Genomic DNA, 14,937 nt, shown 5'->3' on the forward strand with positions numbered 1-14,937 from the left:
CTCTTAACCAGATTTCTTTGGGGCGGCGGCACCTTCCAGGATGCGGTTGAATTGCCGGGCAAAGGCCGGCGCATGCGCTGCGTCAAACAGCGTGTAATGGCTCCCCTCCGCCGGAATATACACCGGATGCGCGCAATACCGTCCCCATCGGTCCATTCTCTCCAGCGGCGACTCGGTGGCCTGAAACACATGGACCGGCGAATCGATGCTCCCCCTCGGAACGTAGGCTGCCCGCGCCCGGTGCAGCGTGCGGACGATATTCACCGCGCAAAATAGCTGATGCAGCGACAGTCCGCTTCCGTCCGGGAAGATGTCGGCCCATTCCTCCCGGACATAGCGGAGAAAGGAAATCCGGTCGAAGTCCGTGGGCTGAAGCGTGTCCGCGACGGCGGTCCAGAACGCTTGAGCGCTCCGGCTCCGGCTCCAGCGCTTGAGCAACTCCTCGTTGTGCAGAAACGGTCGGATGTAGTCCGTCTCGGACTCGGCCGAGAACGGCTGCGCGTCTTGCGGCGGGTAATAGCCCGGGGGCGGCGCGTCCACCAGAACGCAGCAGCCGATCTCCTCCCCCTCGGCTTCCAGGATGCGGGCCATCTCCGCCGCAATCGTTCCGCCGATCGACCAACCCGCGATGCAGTATGGCCCCTCGGGCTGAATATGCTTCATTTGTTCGATATAACTAACGGCCAACTCTTCAATCGAAATATTTTGCGGCGCATATCCGACCCGTTCGTCCAGCGTAATTCCGTATACAGAGAACAAATGTTCGACAAGCTCAACCACCTTGAAATACCCTTCGATTCGGCCCGTTCCGTCATGCACGAAAAATAATGGGTTCGCGCCGGGTGACTGTCCCCGCTTCAACAAAACGGCCGCTTTTTTATAGTGGTATTGAATATTCACGGTCTTCCTCTCCTTTCCCGAAAGACTCCTCCTGCGCTCTCCCCGTATGATGATGCCTCCCTTCCCCGGTCCCCCAAACCGGCGGTCGGGTTAGAGCGCTGCTTGCTTCTGCAAGCTTTCCACCTTCCTGGCCCACTCGGAAATGACAGGCGCTTCTCTGATTTCCATGATCGAGGGGACGACGCCGAAAGCAGCCTCCATTTCCGCGACCAAGCGGATAAGCGCCAGCGAATTGCCGCCGCACAGGAAGAAGTTGTCGTCCGGCCCGATGCCCTCCGTATGCAATAGGTTTTCCACGATTCCGATCAATTGCGTTTCTATCCTTGTGACGGAGGCCGAGGCGGCCGAATGAGAACGGTAGTCCCGGGCCGGCTGGAGACATATCTCCTGATCGCACAGCTCCCCTTGTGGAGGCGCCGCTCCCGGTTCGCAGCCGAGGACGAAGTCCGCGAGCTTCTTGTCCGTTCCTTCCGCTGCCAATTGGTGCAATATCGCCAAGTAATCCTGCGTCAGCCGTTCCGCCGTCTCCTTACGGTACAAGTCCGTGTTGTATTCCAGCTCCAGCCGCAAGCCCCCATCCCGTTCAATCGCGAACAGCGTGAGATCGAACTTGGCGACCGGGTAATCGATCGGGTGCTCGCGAACCTTGAGCTGCTTGAGCTCCGCTTCAAGCGGGTCGAAGTGCTGCAGCACGAACATCGTATCGAATATCGGATTTCGGCCGACATCGCGAACGTAACCGATTCGCTCCGGCAGGTCCTCGAACGGATAATCTTGATTTTCGTACGCCTCAAGCGCATGGAGCTTCACTTGATCCGCAAATTCCCGAAACGTCATCTTCCCGGAAGGCTTGTTGCGCATCGCCAACGTATTGACAAACATGCCGATAAGATTTTGGGTATCCGCATGGCTTCTTCCGGCGATGGGCGTGCCTACCACAAGATCCTCCTGCCCGGTGCGCCGGAACAGCAGCACGTTGTAGGCCGTCAGTAAAATCATATACAAGGTTGCGCCCGTTTCGGCCTCGATCCGCTTCAGGGCCGCCAGCACCTCGGGAGACGCTTGGCAGGAGACATGGGTTCCGGCGAATGTCTGGATGGCCGGTCTCGGATAATCCGTCGCAAGCTGCAGCGCAGGAAGCTCGCCTGCCAACACGTCCACCCAATAGTCGCCTTGTTTGCGGACCCGCTCAGAAGCCAAGAAATCATGCTGCCATGCAGCGTAATCTTTGTATTGAATGCGGAGCGGGCTCAGAAACTCGCCTTGGTACAGGGCGATGATCTCCCGGAACAAAATGTCGAGCGAGACGCCGTCCGAAATAATGTGGTGCATATCCAGCAGCAGCAGGTGACGGTCTTCCCGCTGTTGCAGCAGCAGCCCCCGGATTAAAGGCGCCCGGCTTAAGTCGAAGGGCCGGATAAAGTTCCGAATGATCCGGCCCGCTTCCTCCTCCGTCTCCACGCTCAGGCATTCCAGGTCAAGCTTCGCCTCCTCGTCAATTCGCTGCACCAATTCCCCATCGACAATATGGAAGGAGGTTCTGAACGATTCGTGCCTGCGGATCAGCTCGCGGAACACATATCCCAGCCGATCCCGGTCCAACCGGCCTTCCAGACTAAGCACGAGCGGGATGTTGTACCCCGTTCCCCCATGCGTCAGCATGCTGACGATATACATTCTTTTCTGGGCCGTGGAGACGGGATAGCTCTCCTGCTTCCCAGCCGGGGCGATGGGGGAGTACGGGCTATCCGCTCTTGCGGACAATCTCCGAGCCAGCTCCCGGATCGTCGGGCCGCTGAAAAATTCCGTAAGCGACAGGTCCGTATGGAATTGCTTGTTGAGCTGGGATACGATAATCGTCGCCTTCAAGGAATGTCCGCCCAGTTCGAAGAACGGATCGTCGATGCCCACATCCGTCAGACCGAGCGTCTGCATCCACAGGGCGGCCAGCTCCCGCTCCAGCTCGGTTTCGGGCTGCTGCCGGGCCCTTGCCCTGTACGTCGCTCCGTTCGGCTCGGGAAGCGCCCCCTTGTCGATTTTTCCGGTTTCCTTAATCGGCATCTTGTCGATCTGCACAAAGGCGGTAGGAATCATGTACTCCGGCAGCGCCTTGGCGAGATAGGCTCGCCATTCGGAGGCCGGGATGTCCCGGTCTGCAACGAAATAGGCGCATAACGCTTTGTCCCCCGGACGCTCTTCCCTTACCATCACGACGACTTCTTTCGCGTGCGGATGCTCCGCCAGCTTCGCCTCAATCTCCCCAAGCTCGATGCGGAAGCCCCGCAGCTTGATCTGGTTATCCATCCGGCCCATGAACTCGATATGGCCGTCGGGAAGCCAGCGGGCAAGATCCCCCGTTCTGTACATTTTCGCCCCGGGCTCGAACGGATTATCCACGAACTTCTGCGCCGTCAGCTCGGGCCGGTTCAAGTACCCGCGGGCGACGCCGTCCCCCCCGACGCACAATTCGCCGGGCACACCGACAGGCAGAAGCTCCCCGTAAGCATCGACAATATACGCTGTGGAATGGCGGATCGGCTTGCCGATCGGAACGTTCGTTTCATGCGGCCCGGTGATGGGGTAACAGGTGGAAAACGTCGTGTTTTCCGTCGGCCCGTACATGTTCTGGATGCGAAGGCCGGGGACGGCCGCCAGCACCTTGTTGACATGCCGGACGGACAAGGCGTCGCCTCCGATCAGCAGAACTTTCAAAGGAGCGAACAGCTCCGGCTTCATGTCCGAAAGCTGGTTGAAGAGCGGCGCCGTCAACCAGAGATGGCTTATGCCATGGTTCGCTATAAAGCGGCCGAGATGGTCCGCGTTGAGCAGCACGTTATCGCTTGTCACATACAGCTTGATTCCATTCAGGAGAGCACCCCATATTTCGAACGTCGTCGCGTCAAACGCCGGGGCTCCCGTCTGCAAAATCGCATCGCTGTCCTCGAAACGGACGTAATCGGTATTTTGGACAAGCCTTATGACGTTCCGGTGCTCCACCATAACGCCTTTCGGCCGGCCGGTCGAGCCGGACGTATACATCACGTAGGCGAGACTGCGCGCATGCGTATCGCTTTTTAAATCATCGGGGCTATGTAGGGACCGTTCTTCATCCCCGATTTCGATGGCGATGACCTCTGCTTCCAGCTTGCCTGCGCTCAGCCTCCCCTTCTGAACGAGCACGACCTTGGCTCCGCTATCCTGCAGCATATACTTGATCCGGTCCTCGGGATAACCGGGATCGATGGGCATATACGCGCCGCCCGCTTTCAATACCGCGAGCATTCCGACTACCATCTCAAGGGACCGCTCGGCCGCAACGCCGACAATCTGGTCCGCACCGCTCCCCTTGCTGCGTATCATTCCGGCGAGCTTGTTCGCCCGCTCGTTCAGTTCCCAGTAAGTCAGCTCCTTGCCTTCGTGCCATAGCGCGACCCGTTCCGGCGTCTTCCGCGCCTGTTCCTCGAACAGCTCATGAATGCATGCCTCGCGCGGATACGCCGCCCCCGTACGGTTCCAGTCTGCAAGCAGCCGGTTCCGTTCCGCCGGGTCGAGCATCCGAAGCTCCTTCACCCGGGCCTCGGGCTGTTCCATCGCCGCTCGGAGCAGGTTCACGTAGAAGCCGATAAGCCGCTGGACCGTTTCCTTGCGGAACAAGTTCGTGTTGTACTCCACCCGGATTTCCATCTCGTCATCCTCCTGATGGATATCGAACAGCAGATCGACTTGGGTCGCATCCATATCCGGTTCGATCCAACCTTCCTTCGCCTCGGCGAACGCCGCTTCTTCCTTCGCCGCAACGACCATGTTAAACATGACGCGGAACAACGGATTCCGGCTGCTGCTGCGGTACGGATTCAGCTTTTGAATAAGCCGTTCAAACGGGTAATCCTGCATATCGTAGGCTTCGTCCACTTGCTCGTGCACCCGGCGGAGCAGCTCGTCAAAGGCCGCTTCCCCGTCCATCTCCATCCGGATGGCGACGGTGTTTACGAAAAAACCGACCGCTTGCTGCAACTCCGGGCTGTAATGCCTTCCCGCAAACACCGTGCCCACCACGACATCGCTCTGGCGCGAGCATTTATGCAGCAGCACATAGTAGGTGCAAAGCAGCGCGGAAAACGGGATCACCCGCTTCTGCATACAAAGCGTCCGCAGTCCCTGAACCACCTCGCGGGGGATCAGCTGAATTTCAAGCGCCCCTGCGAAGCTGAGCCCGGGCCGGGCAGGGAAATCCGTCGGCAGCTCAAGCATAGGCAGCTCTCCCTGAAACTGCTTCAGCCAATACGCTTCCTGCTCCCGGGTATGCGCCTCTTCGAACGTTTCCCGCTGCCACAGCACATAGTCCGCATACCGGATTCCCGGCGCGGGCAGCTCCTCGCCGTTCGGTACGCCCGCATGCGCGTTATAGAACCACTTGAAGTCGTGCCAAATGCGCTGGAAGGTCGTGGCATCCGAGATGATATGATGCAGCTTGAGGATCAGCATCCCCTCCGCTTCGCCCATACGTATCCAAATGATCTGAAACAGCGGCCCCCGGCGCAGGTCGACCGGCTTCAAGCTCGCTTCGGACAACAGGCGCAGGGCCTTCGCTTCCCGCTCCTCCCCCGGCTCCGACGACAAGTCGACGCAGCAGTAAATGCGATCCATCGTTTCGTCGAACGACTGAACGGGCGCACCGCCCGCATAGCTTACTTTCGTCCGCAGCGCGGGGTGCCGCTCGGTCAAATCTTCGGCTGCCCACAATATGGCGTCCGAATCGACGGGACCCGTCAGCCGTTTGCAGGAAATTAAATTCCAAACCGCGCTGTCCGGCAGCAGCTCGGACAAGTACAGCACCCGTTCCTGCTGGAACGAAAGCGGATAATGCGGTCTTGCCCTTTGGCGGGGGATGTCCGGATATTTTCGCAGGCGTTTGCCCATAGCAACCAACCTTTCGGGCTTCCCTGTCGTTAAGCTTGTGGTACGGCTTTGGGAAGCATAGGCTCGATGATTTTGGCAATGTCCTTAATCACCGGCAAATCGATAAAATCCATCAAGGTCAAGGTAATCTGGAACGCGCTCTCGATTTCGGAAACGAACCGGATCGTTAATAAGGAATTTCCGCCCAGCCGGAAGAAATTGTCGTTCACGCCGATGCCTTGCATGTTCAGGATGTTTTCCGTAATTTCGATCAGCTTTCTCTCGATTTCCGTCACAGGCGCGTCGTCCGCCGGTTGGGGCGACAAGGCGGCTTCCGGCGACGGCAGCGCTTTGCGGTCCACTTTGCCGCTCGTGCTTAAAGGCAGCTTTTCCAGTCTCATGTAACGGGTCGGAAGCATGTAGGACGGCAGCCAATGCCCGAGATGCCCGGTCCACTCCTCATCCGGCTTCTCCTCGTCAGTCACGACATAAGCGACGAGACATTCGAGACCCGCCGAATCTTCTTTCACCGCAACGGCAGCCGCTTGTACCGACGGATGCAGCAGCAGCGTCTTCTCGATTTCCTCCAGCTCGATCCGGAAGCCCCGCAGCTTGACCTGCTGGTCGATCCGCCCTCGGAAGACGATATTTCCATCCTCCTGCCAACGGGCCAAATCCCCTGTCCGGTACAGCTTCTCGCCCGGGCAGAACGGATGGTCTACGAATGCTTGCGCCGTCAGCTCCGGCTGGTTCAAATAGCCCCTCGCCAGCCCTTTCCCGGCAAGACAAAGCTCGCCGTCCACCCCGACCGGCTGCAGGTTCATATGCTCGTCGACAATATACGCCCGCATGTTGCCGATCGGCTTCCCAATGGGCACCCGGTGCAGCTCTTCGCCACCCGTGAAAGCGAAGCCCGTTGCATAGATCGTTGCCTCCGTCGGACCGTACAGATTGACCAGCTGCGCCTGAAGCCCCAAGGACTGAAATGTTAGGACCGTGTGAGCGCCTAACGCCTCTCCAGCGGCGAATACGTATTTCAAGCTTTGCAATACAGGAGCAGCTTCCTTGCTCTCGGCCACATCCATAAACGATTGCAGCATGGACGGCGCGAAATTGATATGCGTCACTTGATGACGCCGGATCGTCTCGATGATTCTCGTCGGCTCCTTCTCCGCTCCCGGCTCCAGAATGACGAGCTTGCCGCCCGTAAAGAAGCAGCCGAACAGTTCGCTCATGGACACGTCGAAGGTAAACGACGTTTTGAGCAGATACGCGTCTTCTTGCTCCAAAGGAAACGATCCCTGCAAATGGGCCAGCGTATTGACGAGCGAGCTATGCTCCACCATGACCCCTTTGGGCTTTCCGGTCGAGCCCGACGTATACAGGATATACGCCAGATCGCTGGAGACGCTCACACGGCTGAGATTCGGGCTATCCCCTTCGGCCTTCTCCTCGATCACGAGCGTCGGAACAGGCAGGCCGACTTCCGCTGTTTCGCCCTCACCGGGCGGAACAAGCAGGACGCGGGCTCCGCTGTCCTCCAGCATGAACCGCTTGCGCTCCTCCGGGAACCCGGGATCGATAGGAAGATACGCTCCCCCGGCTTTGAGCACCGCGAGGATGCCGATCACCATGGCAAACGACCGTTCCGTCATCACCCCGATGACGCTTTCGGCGGCAACTCCGCGGTCCCGCAGCGTACGGGCCAGCCGGTTCGCCTGGTTGTTGAGCTCCCCGTAGGTCATCGTCCGCTCGCCGAAGGCCAGAGCGACGCGTTCCGGCGTCTTCTCCGCCTGCGCTTCGAACAGCTCGTGAACGCAGATTTCGCGGGGAACATCCGCCTCGGTCCGGGTCCACTCGGTCAGCAGCCGCTTGCGCTCCTGCGGGTCCAGCATATCCAGCTCCTTCACTTGAACCTCGGGATGCTCCACCAGCTTTCTTAGCAGGGTCACATATAACTCCATCAAGTGCCGGACGGTTTCCCGGCGGAACAGGTCCGTATTATATTCCAACCGCATTTCCATCGCGTCATCCTGCTGATGGATGTTTAGCAGCAGATCCACTTGGGTCGCATCCAGCGCCGGCTCCTCCCAAGCCTCCTCCGCACCGGCGAACGTTTCTTTTTCCTTGGTGGAGCTAACGAGGTTGAACATGGCGCGATACAACGGATTGCGTACGCTGCGCCGCTCCGGGTTCAGCTTCTGGATCAGCCGTTCGAACGGATAGTCCTGCATGTAGTACGCTTCGTCGACTTTGTCGTGCACGCGCTTCAGCAGCTCGTCAAAGGCCGCTTCCCCATCCACCTCCATCCGGATCGCCACGGTGTTGACGAAGAAGCCGGCGGTCTGGGCCAGACTGGAGCTGTAATGCCTTCCCGAAAATACCGTCCCGACCACGACGTCCTGCTGGCGGGAGCACTTCTGCAAAAGCACGTAATACGCGCACAGCAACGCCGAGAAAGGAATCACCTTATGCCGCATGCAGAGCGACCGCAGCTTTTTCACCAGATCGCCCGGCAGCGCCCGGATCTCTAGCGCTCCCCGGAAGCTGAGCTGCGCCGGCTCCTGGAAATCCGTCGGCAGGTCGAGCACCGGCAGCTCTCCTTGAAACTGCCCGAGCCAATAAGCCTCCTGCTCCTGCGTATGCGTCTCGTCGAAGGCCGACCGCTGCCAGCTTACGTAATCCGCGTAATCGACCGCGAGCGGCTTGAGCTCTTCTCCGCCGGTCACGCCCATGCGCGCGTTGTAGAATGCTTTTAAATCGCGCCAGAGAAGCTGAAACGTCGTCTCGTCAGAAATAATATGATGCAGCTTCAAAATGACGAGGCATTCGGCTGCTCCCGCGCCTCCCATCGGCACGACGATCACTTGGAACAGCGGGGCGCGACTCACGTCAATCGGCTCCCGGCACACTTCTGCCAGCTTCCGCAAAGCCGCTTCATCCTGCAGCTCCGCCTCCTCCGCCGAACCGTCGATCCGTTGGAAAATAGCTTCCAACGTCTGATCGAACGTTTGAACCGGAACGCCATTCTCATAGCTCACTCTCGTCCGCAGGGCCGAATGCCGGCCGATCAAGTCGCCCCCCGCTTGACGCAAGGCCTCCGAATCAATGTCCCCAGTCACGCGCTTGCAGGAAATTTTGTTCCACAGCGTGCTGCCCGGCAGCAGCTCGGAGAGGTACAGCACCCGCTCCTGCTGGAAGGAAAGCGGATAGCTCGGCTGCTCGCTTTGACGCGAAATCGCCGGGTACTTGCGTTTTGCCCGTTTCGTCATGAGTTTCATCCTTTCGTCCTGGTTTCCTTAAGAGCTTCGGCTTCCTCGCTTGACGAGTTCGTCCGCAATGATCAACCGCTGAATTTCCGACGTTCCGTCTCCGATCTCCGTCAGCTTCGCATCCCGGAAAAATCGCTCCAGCGGCAGGTCTCTCGAATAGCCGTATCCACCGAACAGTTGGATCGCGTCCTTCGTCACTTGGGTTGCCACCTCCGAGGCAAACAGCTTGGCCTCCGACGCCTCCTTCGCGTACTTCTCCCCGCTGTCCTTCATCCGGGCCGCTTTTTTTAGCAGCAGATCGGCGGCGTTGATATTCATCTCCATATTCGCCAGCATATTTTTCACCGACTGAAAATGGTAAAGATATTGATCGAACTGCTTTCTTTGCTTGACGTAGCCGATACAGTGCTGCTTGGCCTCCTCCGCGATGCCGACGGCAATCGCCGCCATCCCCAGTCTGGCGCTAACGAGCGTCTGGTGCAGGATGTCCAGACCGAAATTTTTTCGCCCGATAAGGCAAGTCTTAGGAACCTTGACTCCGTCCAGAATCAGCTCGCCCGTATCGGAGCTTCGCATCCCGAGCTTCCGCTCTTTTTTGCCGGACGTGGACAGGCCCAGCATCCCTTTTTCCAGCAAAAATACGCTGATGCCCAGCAGCTTCTTCTCGGGCGCCGTCTTGGCGGGCACGATGAAGTAGTCCGCATAGTTGCCGTTCGTCACAAAAATTTTCGCGCCGTCGAGCACATAATGATCGTCCGCTTCCACCGCCTTCGTCTGCATCGACGACATATCCGACCCGCTGCCGGGCTCTGTGAGCGCGAAGGCGCCGATTTTTTCCCCGGAGAGCATCGGCTGCAAGTAGCTCGCTTTCTGCTCCTCCGTCCCGAAGGCGCTGACCGGGTTGCAGGTTAAGCTGGTGTGCGCGACGACGGTCATCGCGGTAGAGGCGCAGGCCTTGGCCAGCTCCTTCACGAAGCCGGTATACGTCGCATAGTCGAGATCCAGGCCTCCGTGCTCCTTCGGATACGGAATGCCCAGCAGACCGAGGCGTCCCATTTCCTGAATATTTTCCAGCGGAAATTGCTCGTGCTCATCTGTTTCGCTTGCGATAGGCCGAACCTTTCGCTTAATGAACGTTTCGGCCGTATCAAAAACCGCCTTCCGCACTTCCCCGTATTCCAGTTCCATATCCTCACACTCCAAACGTTTTGTGCCAGCATTCAAGCGCGATTAAAGCGTGCGACGTTCTGAAAATTGCCAGATTGTCCATATGCTCATACCCGTTCTTTTTGTTGAAAAAATCGTTGGCCGCCCGTTTGTCGAAGTAAGCGGAAATTTTGGAATTGCCCGATTGGATCAGCTCGTTGGCGATGTTTTTCTGGACGACGACCGATTTCGGATCGACCGGGAACGGAAATGGCCGTTTTTTCCGCTCGACGATTTCCGCCGGCAGCAGCTCTCTGGCGATTTCTTTCAAAATAATTTTCTCCTTGCCGTCCTTGAGCTTGTAGGCCGATGGAATATTCGCCACATAGTCGACGATGTGGTAGTCGAGAAAAGGAACTCTCGCCTCGATGCCCCAAGCCATGCTCGTTTTGTCCTGCCGTTCCAGCATTTCCAGCAAATAGAGCTTGATGAACAAGTACAGCACCTTGTTCAGTTCGTCGTCCGTCTCGAAACGGGAAGTCATGTCGCGCAAGGTCGAGGACACGTTTTCCTTGAACCGGGTTTGCCTGGCTACATCGGGATTCAACAGGCCGGACACCTCTTGGAGATACGGCGCCCACGGAAATTCCGTCAGCTCGCTTGCAGGCTTTTGATTCAAGAAGAAGAAATATCCACCGAACAGCTCATCCGACCCTTCGCCCGACAGGACGACCGTGACGTCGCTTTTTAATCTCTGATACAGCAGATACACGGAAGGGGTCGTCAGATCGACCGGCTTTTCCACGTGCCAGGTCGTCTTTTCCAGCATGTCGTGGTAGTCCTCCGGCCGGAAAATAAATTCCTTATGGTCGGTTTGCAAGGCGTCCGCCATCAGCCGGGCGTAGATCGTATCCGAGTTCGACCCGGCCACCTCGCTATTCTTGCCGTATTCCATCGAAAATGTTTTCAGCCGGTGGGACGCATGCCCCGCAGCAAGGGCGGTAATTAAGCTGGAGTCCAGCCCTCCGCTAAGCAGGGAGCCGAACGGCACGTCGCTCATCAGCCGCATGCGCACCGACTCTTGAAGGAGCGCGAGCGTATGCTCTTTGTAATCGCTGAATGTCTGAGGCTCTTCCGCTGACTGTCGCAAAACGATATCCCAGTATGGAATAAGCCGCTTCGTCTTGTTGCGGAACAGCAGCGTATGGCCCGGCGGAACGGACTGAATGTGCTTGAACATCGTGTGCCCGTTCAAAAGCGCGGTGCAGAACAAATACTCGGGAACGGCCGCCGGCTCCGCCTCCGCCCGGATATCCGGGTGCTGCAGGATCGCTTTGACCTCCGACGCGAACAGCAGCGCTTGATCGGACAAGCTGTAGTAGAGCGGCTTTACCCCCAGTCGGTCGCGGGCCAGAAAAAGCGTCTCCGTCTTCTCATCCCAGATCGCAAAAGCAAACATGCCGTTGAACCTGCTCACGCAGTCCGGGCCGTACTCCTCATAGCTGTGCACGATGACCTCGGTGTCGCAATCCGTCACGAAGCGGTGGCCTTTATTCTCCAGATCGCGCTTCAGCTCGCGAAAATTGTAAATCTCGCCGTTGTAGGTGACCCAGACGGTATGATCCTCGTTCGTCATCGGCTGCTTGCCGTTCTGGAGATCGATGATCGACAGTCGCCTGTGCCCGAGCCCGATAAACGTATCGACGAATACGCCCTGACCGTCCGGACCGCGATGCGCCAGCGCCTCGTTCATCCGGTTCAGCACCGCTTCCGAGACGGGCGATTCCTTCCCATAGTGGTACGCTCCGCAAATGCCGCACATTGGGGTTCCCTCCTTTCGGTTCCGTGTGGCGGATCAGAAGTCAGAAATAATACCAGATCGTCTTGTAATCGTCCGGATGTTCCCCCAAGGCTTCCAATCGGCGCAGGAAATCGTAAATCGGCGTATCCTTGTACACGTACGTATTGACCGGGGCCATATATTTTTCCCAAGGATAAAATTCGTAAATCCGGCTCCCGTCGTTCAAAATCATAATGATCTCATGGTCCTGCCAAGCGTTCAGCTCGTTCTTCCCGAGCGTAGGCACGTTAAACACCGGTTTATCCGTCCGCACCAGTCCGGGCATTAACCGCGCCTCCTCCTTCTGCTCCTGAAGCAGCCGGGCCACGGGCACCTTGAAGTCCGCCGTCTCCTCTTTTCCCTTCAGATTGAACAAATAGTAGGGCGAAATGCCGATTCCCTTCAGCGATTCCCGCAAAAAGCAGGTCTCGAACTTCCGGCAATTTTGCATGGTGAACACCTGCTGGTTATACACGTCGATGCCAAGCGACTTGATGTTCCGCATCGCGTCCGCCATTTCTTGCGAAATCTCATACGGATGCTGCACATGGGTGACCAGCGTAATCGTCTGCTCGGGAGGCCGGTGATACGTTCGCAGAATCGCCAGCAGCTCCTCGTCGAAGCGCATGGGCGCCGTGACGAGTGTCCGCGTGCCGATGCGGATGCGCTTGATGTGCTTCATGTCCGTAAGCGTCTGCAAAATGGACGCGAGCTTGTCGGTGCTGACGGCCAGCGGGTCCCCGCCTGTAATCAGCACCTCGCTAATGCCCGGGTTCGCCCGGAACCACTCGTACGCTTCCGCCAAATTATGAATCGCCGGATCGGCTTTGCCGCAGGAATCCTCCGCCAGCTCCCAGTTTCTTTGGCAGTAGATGCAGATTTGCGGACACCATAAGTAAGGTTTGACGATCGCGATCTGCGAGTATCTTCTCGTCACAAAGTCGGTAGGTGAAGTGTCCATCTCGTGCATAAAATCCAGCTCTTCCTTCGGAAGCAGCCTGGCTTCCAGCATTTTGTCCAGATAGATCCGGTTCGGAATGACCTGCGCCCGCAGACTCCGGTCGTGCCGATGCCGGTCCTCCTTGGAATCGGGGTCCATCAAAGACAGGTAGAACGGTGTGATCTCGCAAGGAATCCCCTGTGCCATCGCCGCATCAATGCACGCTTTCTCTTCGGCGGTCAGCTCGATGATTTCGCCGATTTTGCCGGCATCGCGGAAGCGGTGCTTGAACTGCCAGCGGTAATTCGCCCAATCCTGCTCCGTCGCGCCCAACGCCTGCAAAATCCGCTGCCGATGCTCCTGCCTACGCCGGACAACCTCGTCGTCCAGCCCGCTTCTATAACCGTTCTTGCGGATAAAACCGGCATACTGATCCGCTTTCACATTGAGTAGCTCCGACCGGACGACGGCTGCCTCGCGCCCTTCCAAATGCATGAAAGCGGGAACCTCGCGCTTGCAAATGCCCGATTTCGAATAAATCCCCGAAAGACCGATCACCCCCTTAAACAAGTGCTTCATTTCCACAAGAAACGCATCCGTCACCTCGGGCCACTCCTGCCGCCGCCAATGCTCGGCAGCCAGCTTCCATAAGGTGTCCAGGCAGCTGTGCTTCGTTTTGTGCTCGTTGCTTTCCGAAATAATGCTTTTGAATACCGTAATGCAGTCCCGGGTATTTTTCTTTTCCAACAGATGCAACGGGCAGTCGGCTCGCCGCACCTTGTCCTCGCATTCATTCAAGTAGCCGAACATCCGGCTGCGGGCGTCGGATAACGTCTCGCTGTCGACGAGCAATCGCAAAATATCCGGATTGGCGTCCAGCAGCTCGGAAATTTTCTCATGAGTAGCCATAAGCAGCCTCCGCCCCATAACGTGAATTGGCCACACTCAGCTCAGCAATTGCTCCTCCACCTGCTCGGCGAGCCGCAGCGCTTTTTCCTCCGGGTCCTCGACGCGCTTCAGCGCCTCTTCCCGGGTAATGATGCCCTGCCGCACCAGCAAGCTCATTTCAAAATCGTACGGATGAAACCGATGAACCTGCTTGTGCTTGACGATCCCCAGCGAATTCAACCGACAATTCGTCGAATTGGGATCGACGTCCTCCGGCTTGGTCCATCCCAGCTCCCGGATCGTACGGTAAATTTCGTCCTCCTGGTACCCGATGATCGGGAAGGCGTTGATCGTATAAGGGAACGGATTCGTTTTGTATTCGTCCTTATCCAGCATGAGATACGTATACACGTCGTCCCCTACTCGCTCCGCGAGTGGCTTGAACAAATGTTTCCGCAGCTCGTACGGAATTTTGTTGTCCTGAAAAATAATTTCGTTCTCGGATTGAATCAATTGCCCCGGGCTGTTGCCCAGCATCACCATCGGAATTCCTTTTTCGATAGCGACCCGCAAGCACATGTTCGTCACAATGCGGATGCACGAGATGCAGATACCGCTGCCGAATTGCGTCAGATGGGTCGGATAAACCTCGAGCGCCGAGCTTTGCAGAAAAATTTGCTTCATCAGGTCGTATCGGGGCCGGACAATCGTATGATCCACATTCAAGCGGTTCAGCACCTTGCGCATGTTCACAAACGAGTATTCCGACATGAAGCCGTTGTCGAGCGTCACAGCCAGCATGCGAAGCCCGTACTTTTCCTTGAGCGTATGAATCAGGAACGTGCTGTCCTTCCCTCCGCTGTAGGCAACCAGCGCATCGTACTTCCGGTTCTGCGCCTTGCATTCGCGAATGATTTCATCCAGCTTCGCCTGAAGCTTGGGGAGCGACGGAACAGGCTGTTTCCCGCTCTGCTTGCTGCAAAAGGAGCAGACGCCTTCGGAATCGAACGAGATTCCGGGGTAGGTTTCGGGCATCACGCATAAGGTGCACC

At 57.6% G+C, this 14,937-nt stretch carries 7 protein-coding genes; all 7 read right to left on the reverse strand.

The genetic code is table 11. The features are described from left to right. Positions 1-3: 3 nt before the first annotated feature. Positions 4-900 carry a thioesterase domain-containing protein gene (locus BLO51_RS10995; protein WP_167670178.1) on the reverse strand — a complete coding sequence of 299 codons (897 nt, stop codon included), beginning with the start codon at positions 898-900 and terminating at the stop codon, positions 4-6. A 90-nt stretch (positions 901-990) separates the two neighbouring features. Then, a complete protein-coding gene (locus BLO51_RS11000) occupies positions 991-5,820 on the reverse strand; it encodes a non-ribosomal peptide synthetase (protein ID WP_090671101.1) in 4,830 nt (1,609 codons plus the stop codon). A 29-nt stretch (positions 5,821-5,849) separates the two neighbouring features. Beyond that, positions 5,850-9,071, reverse strand: a complete 3,222-nt coding sequence (locus BLO51_RS11005) for a non-ribosomal peptide synthetase (protein WP_167670179.1) — start codon at positions 9,069-9,071, stop codon at positions 5,850-5,852. A 27-nt stretch (positions 9,072-9,098) separates the two neighbouring features. Further along, entirely contained in the window at positions 9,099-10,259 is a 1,161-nt protein-coding gene (locus tag BLO51_RS11010) for an acyl-CoA dehydrogenase family protein (protein ID WP_090671106.1), read from the reverse strand. 4 nt (positions 10,260-10,263) lie between these two features. Continuing rightward, entirely contained in the window at positions 10,264-12,039 is a 1,776-nt protein-coding gene (asnB, locus tag BLO51_RS11015; RefSeq protein WP_090671108.1) for an asparagine synthase (glutamine-hydrolyzing), read from the reverse strand. Positions 12,040-12,079: 40 nt separating this feature from the next. Then, a complete protein-coding gene (locus BLO51_RS11020; protein ID WP_090671111.1) occupies positions 12,080-13,906 on the reverse strand; it encodes a KamA family radical SAM protein in 1,827 nt (608 codons plus the stop codon). A 36-nt stretch (positions 13,907-13,942) separates the two neighbouring features. Then, the gene (locus BLO51_RS11025; protein WP_245719624.1) at positions 13,943-14,920 is read right to left on the reverse strand and encodes an adenine nucleotide alpha hydrolase family protein; all 978 of its coding nucleotides are present in this window, start codon (positions 14,918-14,920) and stop codon (positions 13,943-13,945) included. Between the last annotated feature and the right edge of the window lie 17 nt (positions 14,921-14,937).

It is taken from the genome of Paenibacillus tianmuensis, from assembly GCF_900100345.1.
GTDB lineage: Bacteria > Bacillota > Bacilli > Paenibacillales > NBRC-103111 > Paenibacillus_G > Paenibacillus_G tianmuensis.